Raw genomic sequence first — 18,518 nt, forward strand, 5'->3', positions numbered from 1 at the left:
GGCGCGCTCACACCGCCGGCTGCGGCCGTCGTTTCACGTGAAACGACGTCACAGCGAGCGCAGCAGCAGCGCGGGCCGTTCCACGCAGTCGGCCACGAACCGCAGGAAGCCGCCCGCGGTGCCGCCGTCGCACACCCGGTGGTCGAAGGTGAACGAGAGCTGGACCACCTGGCGGACCGCCAACTCCCCTTCGTACACCCAGGGTTTGGCCGCGATCCGGCCGACGCCGAGCATGGCCGCCTCGGGGTGGTTGAGGATCGGGGTGGAGCCGTCGACCCCGAAGACGCCGTAGTTGTTGAGGGTGAATGTGCCGTGCGACAGCTCGGCGGGGGAGAGCCTGCCGGCCCGCGCGGCCTCGGTGAGCCGGGCGATCTCGGCGGACAGCTGCTCGGCCGTGCGGTCCTGGGCGTCCCGGACGACCGGCACCACCAGGCCGCGGTCGGTCTGCGCCGCGAAACCCAGATGGACCGCGGGCAGCCGGACGATCTCCTGGGTCGCGGTGTCGACGGTGGCGTTGAGCTCGGGGAAGCGGGCGAGTGCGGCCGTGCAGATCCGGGCCAGCAGCGCCAGCAGCGCCACCTTGGGGGCGCCGGGTGCGTTCATCGCCCGGCGGGCGGCGAGGAGTTCGGTGGCGTCGGCGTCCACCCAGCAGGTGGCGTCCGGGATCTCGCGGCGGCTGCGGCTGAACTTCTCGGCCGCCGCGCCGCGCAGCCCCTTGAGCGGAATCCGCTCCTCACCGGGAACGGGCCCGGTCGCGGTGGCGCCGACGACGGGGCCATGTGCTTCCCGTGCCCTGATCGCGGATTCGACGTCCGTGCGCAGGATGAGGCCGTCCCGCCCGGAGCCGCGTACCTCCCGCAGGTCCAGGTCGTGTTCGCGGGCGATGCGGCGCACCAGCGGGGAGATGACAGCCACCGTGCGGGTGCCGTCGGGCGCCGTGGTGGCGGGGGCGGGCCCGTCGGCGGTGGCGAGGAGTGCGGGCTCGGCCGGCCGGGGCGCGGAGCCCTCCGCGGTGCCCGGCAGGATCCTGCGCCGCCGGGCCGTGGCGGCGCTGGTGCCGTAGCCGACCAGGACGTTCCCCGAGCCGGAGTCCGCCGCCTCCTCGGCGCCGGGAGCCGGGGGCGCCGGGGCCGGCGCCACGGCGGGGCCGGGCCCGACCGTGCCGTCTCCGGCGAGAGCGTCCGGCGCCGCGCCGACCGCGACCGTCACCAGCGGTGCCCCCACCGGGACCTCGGCCCCCTCCGCGCCGAAGCGGGCGGTGACCACCCCGCCGTACGGGCACGGCACCTCGACCATCGCCTTGGCGGTCTCGACCTCCACCACCGGCTGGTCGACGGCCACCACCTCGCCGACCTCGACCAGCCACCGCACGATCACCGCCTCGGTGAGGCCCTCCCCCAGGTCGGGCAGGGTGAACTCGCGCACCACGGCCATCACGCATCACGTCCTTCGGTCCAGCGCGACTCCCACTGGAGGCGGGCGACGGTGTCCAGGACCCGGTCCACACCGGGGAGGTGGTGCCGCTCCAGCATGGGCGGCGGGTAGGGGATGTCGAAGCCGGCGACGCGCAGCACCGGCGCCTCCAGGTGGTGGAAGCAGCGCTCGGTGATCCGCGCGGCGATCTCGCCGCCGGGGCCGCCGAAGCCGTTGGACTCGTGGACGACGACGGCCCGGCCGGTGCGCCGCACGGACGCGCAGACCGTCTCGTCGTCGAACGGCACCAGGGTGCGCAGGTCGACGACCTCCAGATCCCAGCCCTCGGCGCGGGCGGCCTCGGCGGCCTCCAGGCAGACGGGCAGGGACGGGCCGTACGTGACGAGCGTGGCGCTGCTGCCGCGGCGGCGGATCTCGGCGCGGCCCAGGGGGGCGACGGGAGTGGGCGCGTCCGGGGACCAGTCGGACTTGGTCCAGTAGAGCCGCTTGGGTTCGAGGAAGACGACCGGGTCGTCGGAGGCGATGGAGGCGCGCAGCAGGCCGTAGGCGTCCTCGACGGTGGCGGGGGTGACGACCTGGAGGCCGGGGGTGGCGAGGTAGTACGCCTCGGAGGAGTCGCTGTGGTGCTCGACGCCGCCGATGCCCCCGCCGTAGGGGATGCGGATGGTCAGCGGCATGGGGACCGCGCCGCGGGTGCGGTTGCGCATCCGGGCGACGTGGCTGACGAGCTGCTCGAACGCCGGGTAGGCGAAGGCGTCGAACTGCATCTCCACGACGGGCCGCAGCCCGTACATCGCCATCCCGACGGCGGTGCCCAGGATGCCGGCCTCGGCGAGCGGGGTGTCGCTGCAGCGGTCCTCGCCGAACTCCGCGGCCAGACCGTCCGTGACCCGGAAGACGCCCCCCAGGGTGCCGACGTCCTCGCCCATGACATGGACGGCGGGGTCCTCGGCCATGGCGTCGCGCAGCGCGCGGGTGAGCGCCTGCGCCATGGTGGCCGGTTTGCGCGCGGTGGGCGCGGTGGTGGTCGTCATGGCCTGGCCTCCTGGGCGGGGGTCGCGGTGCCCGTGGTGGTCTCGGAGTGCCCTTCGGCCTCGGCGGCCAGCTCGGCGCGCAACTGGGCGGCCTGGGCGCGGAGTTGCGCAGACTGCTCGGTGAAGACGTGGTCGAACAGGGCCATCGGGTCCAGCGGCGGGTCGGCGTGCATCCGCTCCCGGAGGTCGGCCGCGAGGCGTTCGGCCTCCTCCCGGGCAGAGCCGGTCAGTTCCTCGTCGAGCAGGTCGCGCGCGGTCAGCTCGCGCTCCAGGAGGGCTATCGGGTCATGGGCCCGCCATGCCTCGACCTCGGCGCCGGTGCGGTAGCGGGTGGCGTCGTCGGCGTTGGTGTGGGCCTCGATGCGATAGGTGACGGCCTCGACGAGGGTGGGGCCGCCGCCCTCGCGGGCCCGCCGCACGGCGTCGGTGAGGACCTCGTGCACCGCGGGGGCGTCGTTGCCGTCCACCAGACGGCCGGGCATGCCGTACCCGACCGCCTTGTGGGCGAGGCTCGGGGCGACGGTCTGCTTGGCGAGCGGCACGGAGATCGCGAAGCCGTTGTTCTGCACGAGGAAGACGACCGGGGCCTGCCAGACGGCGGCGAAGTTGAGCGCCTCGTGGAAGTCGCCCTCGCTGGTGCCGCCGTCGCCGACCAGCGCCAGGGCGACCACGTCGTCGCCCTTGAGGCGGGCGGCGTGGGCCAGGCCCACGGCGTGCGGGAGCTGGGTGGCGAGCGGGGTGCACAGGGGGGCGACGCGGTGCTCGCGGGGGTCGTAGCCGGTGTGCCAGTCGCCGCGCAGGAGGGTCAGGGCCTGGACGGGGTCGAGGCCGCGGGCGACGGCGGCGAGGGTGTCGCGGTAGCTGGGGAAGAGCCAGTCCTGTTCTTCGAGGGCGAGCGCCGCGGCGACCTGGCATGCCTCCTGGCCGGTGGACGAGGGGTAGACCGCCAGGCGGCCCTGGCGGGTCAGGGCGGTGGCCTGGGCGTTGTACCGCCGGCCACGCACCAGCTCGGTGTAGAGCCGCTTCAGCAGTCCGGCATCGAGTCGGCGGGCGGCGTCCGTGCCCAGGAGGCGATACGGCTCGGCGTCCGGCAGGAGGGGCGCGGGATCGACGCGCGGCCGCCAGGCGGGCGGCGGGCCGGCCAGGCTACTGGTGTGCCTGCTGCTGCCGGGCTGCTCGAGGACCGTCATGACGGGCACCTCCTCGTCATCGAAGGGGTGGCGCGATGCGCCTCATGGGGTGGGGAGCTGGGTGCCGCCTCCCGGCGGTCGCCGGAAGGACGGGCAGAACGCGAGCGCTCGGGGCGGGTGAGCCCTTCCCTACCGATTGTTCGGTCGTTGATGCATTTTGGCTACAGGCGGGTTCAGCCTGTGGACAAACGGTTCTCCACAGCTTGTGATGAAGGCAGGGAGTCCACAAAGGGGAGGCGGTAGCACATGCCGGAGGAACAGATGGCCAATCCGGGCGGGCAGCCGCCGGCGGCACCCGCTCCCTCCTCTCCGGCCGCCCGCCCCCTGGACGCCATCGACCGTGCCATCCTGCGCCTGCTGCGGACCGACGGCCGGGCCTCGATACGCTCCGTCGCCGAGCAGGTGCACGTCTCCCGCGCCAACGCCTACGCACGGATCAACCGGCTGCTCGACGACGGCGTCATCCGCGGTTTCAGTGCCCTGATCGACCAGGAAAGGGCAGGTCAGGGCGCTTCCGCCTACATCACGTTGAAGATCGTGCAGAACTCCTGGCGGACCGTGCGCAAACAGCTCACCGCACTGCCCGGAACCGCCCATATCGCGCTGGTCAGCGGGGACTTCGACGTGCTGCTGCTGGTGCACACCAAGGACAACCGCGAGCTGCGGGAGCTGGTGCTGACCCGGATCCAGTCCATACCGGAGGTGCTGAGCACCCGCACCCTGCTGGTCTTCGAGGAGACGGACCTGGGGCCCGAGGAAGAGGGGGGCGGGGGCTGAGGGCCGCGGGAGGAACGCGGGAACCGCGCGGCGGCCCCGTTCAGGGACCGCTTCAGGCCCCGTTCAGGCCCTGCGCAGCCCGTCGAACGCCGTCCTCACCACGGCCTCCGCGACCTCCTCGCGGCTCGCCGCGTCGCCGCGCCCGGGCCGGTACCACTCCACGATCGAGTTGATCATGCCGAAGAGCAGACGGGTAGCCAACCGGACGTCCACGTCGTCCCGGAGATCGCCCTCGGCGGCGGCCTCCTTCAGCAGCTCGGCGACCCGGTGGTCGAACTCGCGGCGGCGCTCCATGGCCCACCGCTCGGTGCCGGTGTTCCCGCGCACCCGCAACAGCAGCGTCACATAGGGCAGTTCGTCCATCAGGACCTCGGCCACGCGCCGGGTGACGTGCTCCAGCCGCTCGATCGCCCGCCCCTCCTGGGCGCCTCGTTCCTCCAGCACGCCGAAGAGCCCGTCCAGGGCGCGGCTTATCGCGCGGCGGAGCAGCTCTTCCTTGCTGCGCACGTGGTGGTAGATCGACGACTTCGAGATGCCGGCGGCCTTGGAGAGGTGCTCCATGGACGTGCCGTCGTAGCCGCGCTCGATGAACACCTCGACGGAGACCGCGAGCAGCGAATCGGGCGTGTAGGCGTCGCGCTTGGCCATGGTCATGATTAGAGCACCCATTCCTCGAGGTCCGCACGGCGCCGCAGCGCCCAGGACGGTACGTAGCGTCCCCCGGCATTCTGGTGGTGCAGGGAGTCCAGCAGCTTCCGGACCCAGGGAGCACCGAGCCGGTCGGCCCACTCCATGGGGCCGCCGGGGTAGTTCACGCCGAGCCGCATGGCGGTGTCGATGTCCTCACGGGTGGCGACGCCCCGGGCCGCGGCGTCCACGGCGAAGTCGACGATCATGGCGACCGTGCGGGCGACGATCATGCCGGGGACGTCGTCGATCACGCTGACCTGTTTGCCGAGCGCCTGGAAGAGGCCGACGGCCTCGGCGACGTCCGCCCCGGAGGCCGTCGCCGAGGGGGCGAGGGCGATCCGGGTCGCGGCCCGGTAGTCGAGCGAGAGGTCGAACCGGAGGGCGGGGCCGCGGTCCCGGCCGGTGGCCGGACGGCCGTCGGTGAGGGCGAGAGCGGCGCCGCCGGGGAGCCGGACGAAGCCCTCGGACTCCCCCGGCGCGGCGTCGCGGGTGACCTTGATGCCGGCGTTCTCGATCAGCTCGGGCAGTGCAGCGGCGGGGCCGGGCAGCTCGCCGTGCAGAGTGACCGAGGCCGGGGCCGGGTGCGGTGGTGCGGTCGCCGGTTCCGGTCGCGGGGCACCCTCGGCGTAGTCGAACCAGCCGCGCCCCGTCTTGCGGCCGTGCAGGCCGGCCTCCACCAGGCGGCGCTGCGCGAGGGACGGGGTGAACTTCGGGTCCTGGAAGAAGGCCGTCCACACCGAGTGGGTGACCGCCTCGTTCACGTCCTGCCCGATGAGGTCGGTGAGTTCGAACGGGCCCATCCGGAAGCCGCCGCCCTCGCGCAGGACGGCGTCGATGGTGGCGGGGTCGGCGGCCCGCTCCTCGTGGAGGCGCAGGGCCTCGGCGTAGAAGGGGCGGGCGATGCGGTTGACGATGAAGCCGGGGGTGTCGGCGCAGCGCACGGGTGTCTTGCCCCACGCCGCGGCGGTGTCGTAGGCGGTGGCCGCGGCGGTGTCGTCGGTCGCGAAGCCGCTGACGATCTCGACCAGGGGGAGCAGCGGCGCGGGGTTGAAGAAGTGCATGCCGACGCAGCGGCCGGGGTGCCGGAGCCCGCCTGCGACTGCGGTGACGGAGAGGGACGAGGTGTTGGTGGCCAGGAGGCAGTCGGCCGGGACGATGTCCTCCAAGGCACGGAACAGCGCCTGTTTGGCGGGGAGTTGCTCCAGGATGGCCTCGGCGACCAGTGCGGCGCCGGCGAGTTCGGCGAGCGCGTCGGCGGGGCAGAGGCGGGCGCGGGCGGCGTCCCGTTCGGAGGTCGGGATCCGGCCTTTCTCGACGAGCCGGTCCAGCCGGCGGACGATGGCCTCGGCGGCCTGCGCGGCGCGGCCGGGGACGCTGTCGTAGAGCCGGACGGGGTGGCCGGCGACCAGCGCCACCTGCGCGATCCCCTGCCCCATGGTGCCGGTGCCCACCACTGCCACGGTGGTGTCGGTCCCGATTGCCGTCATCGCAGCTGATCCTCCCCGGCCGAGTTTTCCACAGGTTGGCCGGGCCCTCTTGCCCCGACCGATCGTTCGGTTACTCTAACTCCGTTGCCGTGTCACTCCCAGTCCCTATCCGCCTTCCGCTTTCCGCGCAGTCGACGAGGAGTTGGTCATCGATGGCCGCCGAAATGACCGCAGCGCAGTTGATCGAGAAGCACCGCCCGACCCTCGACAAGGCGCTGGAAGTCATCCGCACCCGCGCGTACTGGTCCCCGCACCCCGAGCACCCCAAGGCGTACGGCGAGAACGCCGCGCAGGAGGGCCTGGCCGCGTTCGAGGCGCTGCGTGGCAACCGCTTCGCGCTCGACCAGCCCGGCACCGACGACTGGGCGGGCGAGGAAGTCTCGCCCTACGGACCGGAGTTGGGCATCACCTATCCGCATCCGGACGTCTCGGTGCTGCTGCCGGCCATGCGGGCCGCGCTCCCCGCGTGGCGGGAGGCCGGACCGGAGGCGCGCGCCGCGGTGTGCCTGGAGATCCTGGCCCGGATCAGCGCGCGCACCCATGAGTTCGCGCAGGCCGTGATGCACACCAGCGGCCAGGCGTTCATGATGGCGTTCCAGGCGGGCGGGCCGCACGCCCAGGACCGCGGCCTGGAAGCCGTGGCGTACGCCTACGAGGAGCAGACCCGCACCCCCGGGACGGCGGCGTGGACCAAGCCGCAGGGCAAGCGGGAGCCGCTGGAGCTCACCAAGACGTTCACGGCCGTGCCGCGCGGCGTCGCCCTGGTGATCGGCTGCAACACCTTCCCGACGTGGAACGGCTATCCGGGCCTGTTCGCCTCACTGGCGACCGGCAATCCGGTGCTGGTCAAGCCGCATCCGCGCGCCGTGCTGCCGCTGGCCCTGACGGTCAAGGTGGCCCGGGAGGTGCTCGCCGAGGCCGGTTTCCCCGCCGACCTGGTGTGCCTGGCGGTGGACAAGCCGGGCGAGGGCCTGGCCAAGACGCTGGCGGTGCGGCCCGAGGTCCGGATCATCGACTACACCGGCTCGACCGCCTTCGGCGACTGGCTGGAGGCGAACGCCCGCCAGGCCCAGGTCTACACCGAGAAGGCCGGCGTCAACACCGTGCTCGTCGAGTCCACCGACGACTACAAGGGCATGCTCGCCAACCTCGCCTTCTCGCTGTCGCTCTACAGCGGCCAGATGTGCACCACACCGCAGAATCTGCTGATCCCGCGGGACGGCATCGACACCGACGCCGGCCCGAAGTCGTACGACGAGGTCGTCAGCGATCTGGCGGGCGCGGTCAACGGCCTGCTGGGCGATGACGCGCGGGCCAACGCACTGCTCGGTGCGATCGTCAATCCGCAGGTCAAGGAGCGGATCGACGAGGCGACCGGGCTCGGCGAGGTGGCGCTGGCCTCCCGCGAGGTGGTGAACCCGGAGTTCCCGGGTGCCACGGTCCGCACGCCGGTGATCGTCAAGCTGGACGGCGCCAAGCCGGAGTCCGAGGCGGCGTATCTCTCGGAGTGCTTCGGCCCGGTCTCCTTCGCGGTGGCGGTCGACTCGGCGGCCGACGCGGTGGCGCTGCTGCGGCGCACGGTCCGGGAGAAGGGCGCCATGACGGTCGGCGCGTACACCACCTCGACCGAGGTGGAGCGGCTGGTGGAGGACGCCTGTCTGGAGGAGTGCGCCCAGCTGTCGCTGAATCTGACCGGTGGGGTGTATGTGAACCAGACGGCGGCGTTCTCCGACTTCCACGGCTCGGGCGGCAATCCGGCGGCCAACGCGGCGCTGTGCGACGGCGCGTTCGTGGCCAACCGGTTCCGGACGGTGGAGGTGCGGCGGGAACCGTGAGCTCCCGGGGCCCGGGGCGCCTCCCGGGCCCCGGCCCCTCCTGCCCGAAGGGCAGGACGCAGCGGCGCGGCCCGACGGTGCGGACCTCCTCGGTCAGGAAGGCGTTCGCGGTCCGGACGACCAAGCCGATGCGATGTTGAAGTACCGGATACATGACAGGTGTGGGCCCGGCCCGCCGTCATGGCTGCTCACGGCACCGGTGGTGGGCCTCCCCAGTGGAAGAGGGCCATGGCGACGCTCGTAGCCAGGTTGTAGCTGGACACCTGGGGCCTCATCGGGAGGGCTACGAGCTTGGTGGCCCCCTTCCGGAGTTCCGGAGAGATCCCGTGCCGCTCAGAACCGAACGCCAGCAGCGCGTCATCGGGGAGCGTCACAGATCTGATGTCGTCTCCTTCCGGGTCCAGCGCGTACACCGGCCCCGGCGGTAGGTCGTCGAGCTGGAGACTCTCCACCGCGGTCGCGTAATGGAGGCCGGCTGCCGCGCGCACCACGTTGGGGTGCCACGGGTCCATATCGCCGGTCGTGACCACGCCGGTTGCGCCGAACCCGGCAGCGAGCCGGACCACGGCGCCGACATTCCCCAGATTCCGTGGGTTCTCCAGGACGACGACCGGAGCCGGCCGCGGGGCTCCCGACAGGACCGCCAGGTTTCGTCGGGGCTCAGGGCGAACGGCCAAACCGGCCACCTGCGTCGGATGCACCCTGGGCACGAGGTCCCGGTACGTTGCGGTCGGCACCTCGATCACAAGATCGTCCAACCGGTCCGCAACGTCACCGGCCAACTCATCTGCCAGCCCCAGGATGGCGCCCTTGTCACTGGAAATCGCGACGCGGACATCCGCCCCGAAGCGGAGAGCGTGCTTCAAGGCATGGAACCCGTCCAGCAGCACCATCTCAGGCGCAGCGTCCCGCCACTGCCGTACGGCTCTCGTGATCTCGTCCTCGCTCACCACTTCAGAGTACGGCTCACGGCCGCTACCAGGGCCTTCGCCTGTGCGGGAGCACTGTGTGCACCATCAGTCGGCGGCGTTCCGTGGTGCCGGCCGTGGATGTCGGCAACCGGCTCCGCCCGGATGCCCCGACCAGCGACGACCGGCTGTTCTGCCACGTCTACGGGCGCGGTGACCGCAAGACGGATCAGTTCGTGCCGGGCGGGCCGTAGTCGTGGCTCCGGTTCTCGACGGCCACATGGAAGCCGTGGCGGCGGGTGTCGAGGTCGGCGGCGATCGCCTCGCGTGTCCGGGAGCGGTAGCGGTCGACGACATTGCGGCGGTCGCCGTGGGCGAGCAGCTCGGGGTCGTGGCGGCCGTCCTGCGGCCGGGGCTGCGGGTGCGGGCCGACGCCGATCGTGGGCCCGTACCCTTCGTCGCCCTAGAGGGGCTTCGCGGGGGCGGTGGTTTCGCTGCTCACCCCATGGGCGTAGGGCCGTCGCCGCCGGAGCGGGCAGCGGCCTCCGGCGCACCGCCGCCGGGGACCACGCTGCCGACGGGGCCGCCGCTGCCCGGGAGCAGCCGGCGGCGCAGGCCGGAGAGCCGGCCGCCGAGCCAGGTCAGGAAGGTCGTCGGCAGGAAGACGGCGTCGGCGGTGATCATCGCCAGGGAGAAGAACGGCAGCCCCAGCAGGAACGCGATCGAGAGGTGCTCGCAGATCATGGCGACCAGCAGCACGTTCTTCAGGCGCCGGTTGAAGAGGGTGAACGGGAAGGCGACCTGCACGATCACGGTCCCGTAGGTGATCAGCATGACCATCAGGCCGTTGCTGCCGAGCAGCTGGGAGAGTGCCGGCCAGGGGGAGAAATAGTCCAGGTGCATCGGGTAGTAGACGGCGGTGCCGTCCTGCCAGCGCGAGCCCTGGATCTTGTACCAGCCGGCGGTGGCGTAGACGAGGCAGACCTCGACCATGATCACCAGCAGGACGCCGTTGTGCGCCAGTTTGGCGAGGGTGTCGAGGACGATCCGGGGCTCCCCGGGGGCGTACCGGCGCGCCGCCCACCACAGGCCGTGCGCCGCCCACAGCCCCCACAGGGCCAGGCTCCAGCCGAAGTGCGGGAACGGCCCGTGCCCGAACCACGTGAGCCCGGGGGCGCCGGCCAGCTGGGCCGCGGCGAGGGCGAGGCCGAGCACCGCCCACAGGACGATGCCGGTCAGGTCGCGGGGCGCGGCCGCGGCGCCTCCCCCGGAGCCGGCGACAGCCGCCGCGCGCCGGGCGCGGCGGGCGTCCAGCGACCACACCTGACCGCACCGGGTCAGCACGAGGTACATCGACATCAGATGGATGACGTTGTCGCCGCCGTCCCCGATGAAGACGCTGCGGTTCTGCAGCGACAGCACGCCGATCATGAACAGCACCGACATGGTGCGGGTGCGCCAGCCCAGCATCAGCAGCGCGCTGGCCACGATGGCGAGGAGGTAGACGCACTCGAACCAGGTGCCGCTGTCGGACCAGACCAGGACGGAGAAGCCCTGGTTGCCCTCCAGCAGCCGGCGCGCCATGCCGAAGTCCCAGGGGCCGCCGGGTCCGTAGAGCTGCTCGCGGTGGGGCCATTCCCGCAGCAGGAACAGCAGCCAGGTGCCGGCGAAGCCGATCCGGATGACGGCGGTCTGGTACGGGGCCCGCGCCCGGCCGGTGACCCAGCCGAAGCCGCGGCCCACGGCGCGTTCGAGGCGGGTCTCCTCGTAGGCACCGGGGGTGCCCTCGGGAGCCGCCGTGGGGGCTTCGGGGGCGGGCGGGGCGGTGTGCGGCTGCTGCGGCGTCGGTGACGTCACTGGATGGTCGCCCCCTCGGGCAGGTCGTTCGCGGTGACCTGCCACCAGGGCAGTACGCGGTAGGCGGGCTTGTCGCTGATCTTCTCGGTGCTCCACGGCGGCGGGAGCACCGGGGTGGTCTGCGAGCGGACCTGGATCTGCTCGATCCGGTTGCCGCCCCTGGTCCACTCGCCGGACATCCGGAGCATCACGATCCGCCGGATATAACGGGCGAAGCTCTCGCCGCGCTCGCCGGTCGGGCGATTCTGTGCGTCGAGGGAGTTGGACAGCAGCTCCCAGCCGCGGCGGAGCTGGTTCTGCTGGGTGTGGCTGGGCAGCGGGTTGTGGAGGATGCCCTGGCCGTCGCGCGCGGTCAGGTCGGTCCAGCCGGTCGTCCGCACGGTGCTGTCCTGGGCGCGCAGCTGCGCGCGGACCTGGACGTCGGTGTTCTGTTGGAGCGGGTTGGGGGCGAACAGCTTCCAGTTCTGCTCGTACTCGGGATAGACGTAGTCGCTGATCAGCCCGCCCTGCTGCTTGCTGAGCGTGTTCGACGGCGCGACGTGCAGGAACATCATCGCGAGATGGATCAGGACGGCGACCGCGATACCGCTGGCCGCCACGCCTATGACGATCCGCGAAGGCAGCGACAGCGCGGACAGTGGCCGCGATTCGTCCCCGTATGACTGCATTCCCGCCCCGTTCCCCGTCCTCGTCCGACCGACTCCGCCCCGGAACGGTACCTACGCGGCCCGCCCCGGCACACCTTCCCCTGGTTATCCACAGGCTTGACACCCGCGGTCCGCCCACTCACCATTGAACCGAACGATCGGTCGGTCGGGAGGAGGGGGCACCACATGACGACGATCGCGCCGGAGGACACAGGACACGAGGCCCTGTTCGACGCCACCATCGCCGCGGAGGAGCGGATCGAACCACGTGACTGGATGCCGGACGGCTACCGCGCCTCGCTGGTACGCCAGATCGCCCAGCACGCCCACTCCGAGATCATCGGCATGCAGCCGGAAGCCAACTGGATCACCAGAGCACCGTCCCTGCGCCGCAAGGCGATCCTCATGGCCAAGGTGCAGGACGAAGCCGGACACGGCCTGTATCTCTACAGCGCCGCAGAAACCCTCGGCACCGGCCGCGACGAACTCCTCGACAAGCTCCACACCGGCCGCCAGAGATACTCCTCGATCTTCAACTACCCCACCCTGACCTGGGCCGACGTCGGCGCCATCGGCTGGCTCGTGGACGGCGCCGCCATCACCAACCAAGTCCCACTCTGCCGCTGCTCCTACGGCCCCTACGCCCGCGCCATGGTCCGCATCTGCAAGGAGGAGTCCTTCCACCAGCGCCAGGGATACGAGCTGCTGCTCACCCTCAGCCGCGGCACGAAGGCCCAGCACGCCATGGCCCAGGACGCCGTCGACCGCTGGTGGTGGCCCTCGCTGATGATGTTCGGCCCGCCCGACGACGAATCCGCCCACTCCGCCCAGTCCATGGCCTGGAAGATCAAGCGCCACTCCAACGACGAGCTCCGCCAGCGCTTCGTGGACATCTGCGTGCCCCAGGCCGAGGCCCTCGGCCTCACCCTCCCCGACCCCGACCTGCGATGGAACGACGAACGGGGCCACTGGGACTTCGGCCCCATCGACTGGACCGAATTCCACGAGGTCCTCAGGGGCAACGGCCCCTGCAACGACGAACGGATCGGCCGCCGCCGCCGCGCCCACGAAGAAGGCGCCTGGGTACGCGAGGCCGCCGCCGCACACGCCGCCAGACACCCCGCCCGCAGCCCGCACCGCGGCACCGACCAGGAGGAGGCGGCCCGATGACGTCACCACGCCCCGCGAACGTCCCGCCCCCGCCCGCCACCACGGCGCAGCCCCGGGTCGGCGCAGACCCCACGGCCACCACCGGCCCCGCCGACTGGCCCCTGTGGGAGGTCTTCGTCCGCGGCCGCCGCGGCCTGTCCCACACCCACGCCGGCAGCCTCCACGCCCCCGACGCCCAGATGGCCCTGCGCAACGCCCGCGACCTCTACACACGCCGCTCCGAGGGCGTCTCCATCTGGGTGGTCCCCTCCGCCGAGATCACCGCCTCCTCCCCGGACGAGAAGGACGCCTTCTTCGAACCGGCCGGCGACAAGCCCTACCGCCACCCCACCTTCTATGAGATCCCCGAGGGGGTGCACCACCTGTGACGCCCCGCACCGCCACCCCCGCACTGCCCCTCGGCGACGACGCACTGATCCTCTCCCACCGCCTCGGCGAGTGGGCGGGCAACGCCCCCGTCCTCGAAGAGGAGGTCGCCCTCGCCAACATCGCCCTGGACCTCCTCGGCCAGGCGAGAATCCTGCTCTCCCTCGCCGGCGACGAGGACGAACTCGCCTACCTCCGCGAGGAACGCCAGTTCCGCAACGTCCAGCTCGTCGAGCAGCCCAACGGCGACTTCGCCCACACCATCGCCCGCCAGCTCTACTTCTCCACCTACCAAGAGCTGCTCTACGGCCACCTCGCCACCACCGACAGCGAGTTGGCGCCGCTCGCCGGAAAGGCCGTCAAGGAGACCGCCTACCACCGCGACCACGCCGAACAGTGGACCCTGCGCCTCGGCGACGGCACCGACGAGAGCCACACCCGGATGCAACGCGCCCTGGACGCCCTCTGGCGTTACACCGGCGAACTCTTCGACCCCGTCGACGGACTGGCCGGCGTCCCCTGGCAGACGCTCCACGACACCTGGACCGCCCGCATCACCGCCACCGTCGAGCGCGCCACCCTCACCGTCCCCACCGGCCCCCGGCACGGCGCCTGGACCGCCGGCGGCGGCCGCCAGGGAATCCACACCGAACCCTTCGGCCGGCTGCTCGCCGAAATGCAGCACCTCCACCGCAGCCACCCGGGGGCGACATGGTGACCCCCGCCCCCACCACCCTCGAAGCGGAACTCCTGGCGCTCGCCGGCTCCGTCCCCGACCCCGAGCTGCCCGTCCTCACCCTCGCCGAACTCGGCGTGCTGCGCGACGTCCGGCTCACCGCCCCCGACCGCGTCGAGGTCACCCTCACCCCCACCTACACCGGCTGCCCCGCCATCGAGGCGATGTCCGCCGACATAGAACGCGTCCTGCACGACCACGGCATACCCGAGGTCGAGGTCCGCACCGTCCTCGACCCGCCGTGGACGACCGACGCGATCACCGACGAGGGCCGCCGGAAACTCGCCGCATTCGGCATCGCCCCGCCCCGCCCCACCGCGTCGGCCCGAGGACCAATCCCCCTCGACCTCACCATCCGCTGCCCGCACTGCGGATCGACCGACACCACCCTGCTCAGCCGGTTCTCCTCCACGGCCTGCAAGGCGCTGCGCCGCTGCGAGTCCTGCCGCGAACCCTTCGACCACTTCAAGGAGTTGTGATGTTCCACCCGCTCCAGGTGCGGGAGATCGAGCGGCTCACGGACGACGCGGTGGCCGTCACCTTCACGGTCCCGCCCGAGCTCCGCGCGACCTTCCGGCACACCCCCGGGCAGCACATCGCACTGCGCAGAACGGTCGACGGCCGGGAGATCCGCCGCACCTACTCCATCTGCACCCCCGCCACCGACGACCCCGTCCTGCGGGTCGGCATCCGCCTGGTCGAGGACGGCACCTTCTCCACCTACGCCCTCAAGGAACTCGCCGTCGGCGACACCGTCGACGTCATGGCGCCGGCGGGCCGCTTCACCCTCGTCCCCCGCCCCGGCCGGTTCGTGGGCATCGTCGGCGGCAGCGGCATCACCCCGGTGCTCTCCATCGCCGGCACCCTGCTCGCCCGCCAGTCCGACGCCCACTTCTGCCTGATCCGCAGCGACCGCACCACGGCCTCCGCGATGTTCCTGGAGGAGGTGGCCGACCTCAAGGACCGCTACCCGGAGCGGTTCCAGCTGGTGCATGTGCTCTCCCGCGAGGAACGGCAGACCGGCCTGCCCTCCGGTCGCCTCGACCAGGAACGCCTGCGCACCCTGCTGCCTGCGCTACTGCGGACCGACTCTGTCGACGGCTGGTTCCTGTGCGGCCCCTACGGCCTCGTCCAGGGCGCCGAACAGGCCCTGCGCGCCCTCGGCGTACCGCGCACCCGCATCCACGAAGAGATCTTCCACCTCGACAACGGCGCCGCGGCCCCCGCGCCCGCCACCACCGTGCCCGCGCACAGCACGGTCACCGCCACCCTCGACGGCCGCTCCGGCACCTGGCCCGTCCATGACGGCGAATCGCTCCTGGAAGCCGTGCTCCGCAACCGCCCCGACGCCCCCTACGCCTGCAAGGGCGGCGTCTGCGGCACGTGCCGCGCCTTCCTCGTCTCCGGTGAGATCCGGATGGACCGCAACTTCGCCCTGGAATCCGAGGAGGTCGACGCCGGATACGTATTGGCCTGCCAGTCCCACCCCGCCACGGAGCAGGTCGAGCTGGACTTCGACCGCTGAGAGCCGCCCGCCGCCGTCCGCGCCATTCCCAATTCCTGCAACATGTTCTAACTTGACGCCTCGTCAGGTATCGCTCGCCGGACCGGCGACGGCACGCGGGAGGACGGACCAGTGGACTTCACCTTCACCGAGGAACAACAGGCAGCCGTCGAAGCGGCACAGGCCGTCTTCTCGGACGTCGCCCCCGACGGCGTCCCCAGCCCGGCACTCGCCCACGGCCCCGTCGCCGACGACTTCGACCGCCCCCTGTGGCGCACCCTCGCCGACGCCGACCTCCTCGGCCTCCCCGTCGCACCCGGACACGGCGGCGCCGGCCTCGACCCGATCGCCCTCTGCCTCGTCCTCCGTGAATCCGCCAAGGTCCTCGCCCGCGTCCCCCTCCTGGAGACCTACGCCGGCGCGCACACCCTCCAGCACCACGCGACCGACGACCTGCGCGCCGACGTCCTGCCACAGCTCGCCACCGGCCACCTCGTCCTCACCGCCGCCACCGGCGGCCGCACCGGCCACGACCCCGCCGAACTCGCGGTCACCGCCCGACAGGACGGCACCACCTGGACCCTCGACGGCACCCACACCGCCGTCCCCTGGGCCCACACCGCCAACCGCATCCTGCTCCCCGCCCACACTCCCGACGGCCGCACCGTCCTCGCCCTCGTCCCCCGCGACCGCCCCGGCCTCACCCTCGGCGACCAGATATCCACCAACGGCGAGCGCTACGCCGAGATCCGCCTCGACTCCGTCCGCGCCGACGCCCGGGAAATCCTCACCGACCCGGCCGCCTGGGACACACTGCGCGACCTGCTCACCACCGGCACCTGCGCCCTCGCCCTCGGCCTCGGCGAACGCGTCCTGGCCATGACCAGCGACTACACCACAAAACGCGAACAGTTCGGCTTCCCTCTGGCCACCTTCCAGGCCGTCGCCGTCCAGGCCGCCGACCGCTTCATCGACCTGCGCGCCATGGAAGCCACTCTCTGGCAGGCGGCCTGGCGCCTCACCACCGGGGCCCCGGGACCGCTACCGCCCGCCGGGGACATCGCGGTCGCCAAGATCTGGGCCTCCGAGGGCGTCCGGCGCATCGTCCAGACCGCCCAGCACCTGCACGGCGGCTTCGGCGCCGACACCGACAACCCACTGCACCGCTACCACGCCTGGGCCAAACAGCTCGAACTCTCCCTCGGCCCGGCCGCCGCCCACGAGGAGGCACTCGGCGAACTCCTCGCCGCGCACCCGCTCGGCTGATCACCGCGCACTCCCTCGGCTGACGGCGGACGTCCGGACGTCAACTCGGCCGACGACGGACGTCAGCGGTCGGGACGCGCACCACAGAGAACCGCCGTCGGCCGTCGCGCCCCCAGGCCCCCGCCACGGCAGCGCCAACAGAGAGGCCCCGCCAGGAACCAGCCAGGAGCAACGTCCTAGACGATCGTCCCCACGCCGCCCTTGCCGTCCGACACCGGACGCCCGGCCGCCTCCCACGCCTGCATGCCACCCGCGACATTCACCGCGTCGAGGCCCTGCCCGATCAGATACTGCGCCACCTGGGCCGACCGACCGCCGACCCGGCACAGCACAAAGATCCTGCCGCCCTCGGGCGCCGTCTCCGTCAACTCCCCGTAACGGGCGACGAATTCGCTCATCGGGATGTGCAGCGCGCCCTCGGCGTGCCCGGCCGCCCACTCATCGTCCTCACGGACGTCCAGCAGGAAGTCCTCGGGCGTGAGGGCATCGACACCGACCGTGGGCACAGAACCAAATTGCATGCTCCCGACGCTACCCGACCAGCTGCATGAGATACGCCTCGCGTTCCCGGACATCGGCCAGCAGCTTCTCGGCGATCTCGTCCAGCAGGGCGTCCGGATCGTCCGGCGCCATCCGGATCATCGAGCCGATCGCGCTGGCCTCCAGCTCCGCGACGGCCGAGGCCAGCAGCTCCTTGCGCTCGGCCAGCCACTCCAGCCGGGCATAGAGCTCCTCGCTCTCGCTCAGCCGCCGTTCGGCAGGCGCCGGACCGGCCTCCCACTCCCGCACCAGCTCCCGCAACAACGCCACGTCACCCCGCCCGTACGCGGCGTTGACCCGCGCGATGAAGCCGTCCCGCCTGGCCCGCTCCGCGTCGTCCCGCGCCAGGTCCGGATGCGCCCGGCGGACCAGATCGCGGTAGATCTTGCGGGCCTCCTCACCCGGCCGCACCTTCGGCGGCGGCTGGACGGGCTGGTCCGTCAGCATCGCGTGCGCCTCGGGGAACAGCCCCTCCGACCCGATCCAGCCGTGGAACAACTCCTCCACCTGCGGCATCGGCAGCACCGACGCGCGTGCTTCGCGCGCCTTGCGGATGTCCTCGGGGTCGCCGGTACGCGCCGCCACGGCCTCCGCGATCTGCGCGTCCAGCTCGTCCAGCCGCGCATACAGGGGACCGAGCCGCTGGTGGTGCAGCCGGGAGAAGTTCTCCACCTCCACCCGGAAGGTCTCCACCGCGATCTCGAACTCGATCAGAGCCTGCTCGGCCGCCAGCACCGCCTTCGCCAACCGCCGGGTCCCCTCGTCCCGGGGATCCGCGTCGTCCCCCGCGCCCTCCGGGCTCCCCCCGGCAGCGGTGGCATCCGGATCGCTCCGCTCCGCGTCCGGCACCGCACCGCGGGCATCCGCCGCCCGCGGTGCGGCCGGGTCGCCGAGTGCCCCCGGTGTGTCCGGTCGGTCCTGGCCGTCCTGCGCGTTCTCCGCGTGCGAGTTCGTCACCCGGTCAGCGTACGGCCCTGGGGGAGGGGGTGCGTGGTGGCGTCCCGGGGGTGGTGGGACGGATGGGGTGCGAGCTGAGGGGGTGGGACGAGGGCCGGGGTTCGGGGGTGGGGGTGGGGG

The 18,518-nt window shown here is 72.3% G+C and carries 18 protein-coding genes and 1 pseudogene; 8 read left to right on the forward strand and 11 right to left on the reverse strand.

Annotated features, from left to right (window positions below):
* Window positions 1-48 precede the first annotated feature (48 nt).
* From B073_RS0112915 to pdhA, 3 genes are read right to left on the reverse strand one after another with little or no spacing between them, the layout of a single operon-like run.
* Window positions 49-1,434, reverse strand: coding sequence for a dihydrolipoamide acetyltransferase family protein (locus B073_RS0112915; RefSeq protein WP_018538516.1), 1,386 nt, complete (start codon window positions 1,432-1,434; stop codon window positions 49-51).
* Window positions 1,434-2,468, reverse strand: coding sequence for an alpha-ketoacid dehydrogenase subunit beta (locus B073_RS0112920; RefSeq protein ID WP_018538517.1), 1,035 nt, complete (start codon window positions 2,466-2,468; stop codon window positions 1,434-1,436). Before B073_RS0112920 ends, B073_RS0112915 begins: the two co-directional genes overlap by 1 nt.
* On the reverse strand, window positions 2,465-3,658 hold the full coding sequence (gene pdhA, locus B073_RS0112925) for a pyruvate dehydrogenase (acetyl-transferring) E1 component subunit alpha (RefSeq protein WP_018538518.1): 1,194 nt from the start codon (window positions 3,656-3,658) through the stop codon (window positions 2,465-2,467). The genes B073_RS0112920 and pdhA overlap by 4 nt, the downstream gene beginning before the upstream one ends.
* A 246-nt stretch (window positions 3,659-3,904) precedes the next feature.
* Between pdhA and B073_RS0112930 the strand changes: the two genes are divergently transcribed.
* Entirely contained in the window at window positions 3,905-4,435 is a 531-nt protein-coding gene (locus tag B073_RS0112930) for an Lrp/AsnC family transcriptional regulator (protein WP_018538519.1), read from the forward strand.
* A 63-nt stretch (window positions 4,436-4,498) separates the two neighbouring features.
* On the opposite strand, the gene B073_RS0112935 is transcribed toward B073_RS0112930, so the two are convergent.
* Together B073_RS0112935 and B073_RS0112940 are read right to left on the reverse strand one after the other, a co-directional pair.
* Complete coding sequence (locus B073_RS0112935) at window positions 4,499-5,089, reverse strand: TetR/AcrR family transcriptional regulator (RefSeq protein WP_018538520.1); 591 nt, start codon at window positions 5,087-5,089, stop codon at window positions 4,499-4,501.
* Between the two features lie 2 nt (window positions 5,090-5,091).
* Complete coding sequence (locus B073_RS0112940) at window positions 5,092-6,612, reverse strand: 3-hydroxyacyl-CoA dehydrogenase (RefSeq protein ID WP_018538521.1); 1,521 nt, start codon at window positions 6,610-6,612, stop codon at window positions 5,092-5,094.
* A 152-nt stretch (window positions 6,613-6,764) separates the two neighbouring features.
* On the opposite strand from B073_RS0112940, the gene paaN reads away from it, so the two are divergent.
* Window positions 6,765-8,447 carry a phenylacetic acid degradation protein PaaN gene (paaN, locus tag B073_RS0112945; protein ID WP_018538522.1) on the forward strand — a complete coding sequence of 561 codons (1,683 nt, stop codon included), beginning with the start codon at window positions 6,765-6,767 and terminating at the stop codon, window positions 8,445-8,447.
* A gap of 188 nt (window positions 8,448-8,635) precedes the next feature.
* On the opposite strand, the gene B073_RS0112950 is transcribed toward paaN, so the two are convergent.
* From B073_RS0112950 to B073_RS0112965, 4 genes and pseudogenes are all read right to left on the reverse strand, one after another.
* Complete coding sequence (locus B073_RS0112950; protein ID WP_037811600.1) at window positions 8,636-9,397, reverse strand: TrmH family RNA methyltransferase; 762 nt, start codon at window positions 9,395-9,397, stop codon at window positions 8,636-8,638.
* Between the two features lie 208 nt (window positions 9,398-9,605).
* Window positions 9,606-9,794: pseudogene (locus tag B073_RS47800) on the reverse strand (rRNA methyltransferase); the annotation flags it as partial.
* A gap of 59 nt (window positions 9,795-9,853) precedes the next feature.
* A complete protein-coding gene (locus B073_RS0112960; RefSeq protein ID WP_018538525.1) occupies window positions 9,854-11,212 on the reverse strand; it encodes an HTTM domain-containing protein in 1,359 nt (452 codons plus the stop codon).
* The gene (locus B073_RS0112965; protein ID WP_018538526.1) at window positions 11,209-11,880 is read right to left on the reverse strand and encodes a DUF5819 family protein; all 672 of its coding nucleotides are present in this window, start codon (window positions 11,878-11,880) and stop codon (window positions 11,209-11,211) included. The genes B073_RS0112960 and B073_RS0112965 overlap by 4 nt, the downstream gene beginning before the upstream one ends.
* Window positions 11,881-12,045: 165 nt before the next feature.
* Between B073_RS0112965 and paaA the strand changes: the two genes are divergently transcribed.
* The 6 genes from paaA (at window position 12,046) to B073_RS0112995 (ending at window position 16,901) form a co-directional block, all read left to right on the forward strand.
* Entirely contained in the window at window positions 12,046-13,029 is a 984-nt protein-coding gene (gene paaA, locus B073_RS0112970; protein WP_018538527.1) for a 1,2-phenylacetyl-CoA epoxidase subunit PaaA, read from the forward strand.
* Between the two features lie 101 nt (window positions 13,030-13,130).
* Complete coding sequence (paaB, locus tag B073_RS0112975; protein WP_026247326.1) at window positions 13,131-13,397, forward strand: 1,2-phenylacetyl-CoA epoxidase subunit PaaB; 267 nt, start codon at window positions 13,131-13,133, stop codon at window positions 13,395-13,397.
* On the forward strand, window positions 13,394-14,113 hold the full coding sequence (gene paaC, locus B073_RS0112980) for a 1,2-phenylacetyl-CoA epoxidase subunit PaaC (RefSeq protein WP_018538529.1): 720 nt from the start codon (window positions 13,394-13,396) through the stop codon (window positions 14,111-14,113). The genes paaB and paaC overlap by 4 nt, the downstream gene beginning before the upstream one ends.
* Window positions 14,107-14,610: a 1,2-phenylacetyl-CoA epoxidase subunit PaaD gene (gene paaD, locus B073_RS0112985; RefSeq protein WP_018538530.1), complete on the forward strand. Its 504-nt coding sequence runs from the start codon at window positions 14,107-14,109 to the stop codon at window positions 14,608-14,610. Before paaC ends, paaD begins: the two co-directional genes overlap by 7 nt.
* Window positions 14,610-15,656: a 1,2-phenylacetyl-CoA epoxidase subunit PaaE gene (gene paaE, locus B073_RS0112990; protein WP_018538531.1), complete on the forward strand. Its 1,047-nt coding sequence runs from the start codon at window positions 14,610-14,612 to the stop codon at window positions 15,654-15,656. The genes paaD and paaE overlap by 1 nt, the downstream gene beginning before the upstream one ends.
* Window positions 15,657-15,767: 111 nt before the next feature.
* Window positions 15,768-16,901 carry an acyl-CoA dehydrogenase family protein gene (locus tag B073_RS0112995; RefSeq protein WP_018538532.1) on the forward strand — a complete coding sequence of 378 codons (1,134 nt, stop codon included), beginning with the start codon at window positions 15,768-15,770 and terminating at the stop codon, window positions 16,899-16,901.
* Window positions 16,902-17,077: 176 nt separating this feature from the next.
* Here the strand turns inward: B073_RS0112995 and B073_RS0113000 are convergent, their stop codons facing one another.
* Both B073_RS0113000 and B073_RS0113005 read right to left on the reverse strand, forming a co-directional pair.
* Entirely contained in the window at window positions 17,078-17,422 is a 345-nt protein-coding gene (locus tag B073_RS0113000; protein WP_199788142.1) for a rhodanese-like domain-containing protein, read from the reverse strand.
* 10 nt (window positions 17,423-17,432) lie between these two features.
* Complete coding sequence (locus B073_RS0113005; protein WP_018538534.1) at window positions 17,433-18,398, reverse strand: hypothetical protein; 966 nt, start codon at window positions 18,396-18,398, stop codon at window positions 17,433-17,435.
* Window positions 18,399-18,518 lie beyond the last annotated feature (120 nt).

This window comes from Streptomyces sp. MspMP-M5 (genome assembly GCF_000373585.1).
Lineage (GTDB): Bacteria > Actinomycetota > Actinomycetes > Streptomycetales > Streptomycetaceae > Streptomyces.

What these genes read in the sequence shown, in the direction of transcription:
- B073_RS0112915 (WP_018538516.1), bottom strand. Translation starts at nt 1,434, where the DNA reads ATGGCCGTGGTGCGCGAGTTCACCCTGCCCGACCTGGGGGAGGGCCTC.
- B073_RS0112920 (WP_018538517.1), bottom strand. Translation starts at nt 2,468, where the DNA reads ATGACGACCACCACCGCGCCCACCGCGCGCAAACCGGCCACCATGGCG.
- pdhA (WP_018538518.1), bottom strand. Translation starts at nt 3,658, where the DNA reads ATGACGGTCCTCGAGCAGCCCGGCAGCAGCAGGCACACCAGTAGCCTG.
- B073_RS0112930 (WP_018538519.1), top strand. Translation starts at nt 3,905, where the DNA reads ATGCCGGAGGAACAGATGGCCAATCCGGGCGGGCAGCCGCCGGCGGCA.
- B073_RS0112935 (WP_018538520.1), bottom strand. Translation starts at nt 5,089, where the DNA reads ATGACCATGGCCAAGCGCGACGCCTACACGCCCGATTCGCTGCTCGCG.
- B073_RS0112940 (WP_018538521.1), bottom strand. Translation starts at nt 6,612, where the DNA reads ATGACGGCAATCGGGACCGACACCACCGTGGCAGTGGTGGGCACCGGC.
- paaN (WP_018538522.1), top strand. Translation starts at nt 6,765, where the DNA reads ATGGCCGCCGAAATGACCGCAGCGCAGTTGATCGAGAAGCACCGCCCG.
- B073_RS0112965 (WP_018538526.1), bottom strand. Translation starts at nt 11,880, where the DNA reads ATGCAGTCATACGGGGACGAATCGCGGCCACTGTCCGCGCTGTCGCTG.
- paaA (WP_018538527.1), top strand. Translation starts at nt 12,046, where the DNA reads ATGACGACGATCGCGCCGGAGGACACAGGACACGAGGCCCTGTTCGAC.
- paaD (WP_018538530.1), top strand. Translation starts at nt 14,107, where the DNA reads ATGGTGACCCCCGCCCCCACCACCCTCGAAGCGGAACTCCTGGCGCTC.
- paaE (WP_018538531.1), top strand. Translation starts at nt 14,610, where the DNA reads ATGTTCCACCCGCTCCAGGTGCGGGAGATCGAGCGGCTCACGGACGAC.
- B073_RS0113000 (WP_199788142.1), bottom strand. Translation starts at nt 17,422, where the DNA reads ATGCAATTTGGTTCTGTGCCCACGGTCGGTGTCGATGCCCTCACGCCC.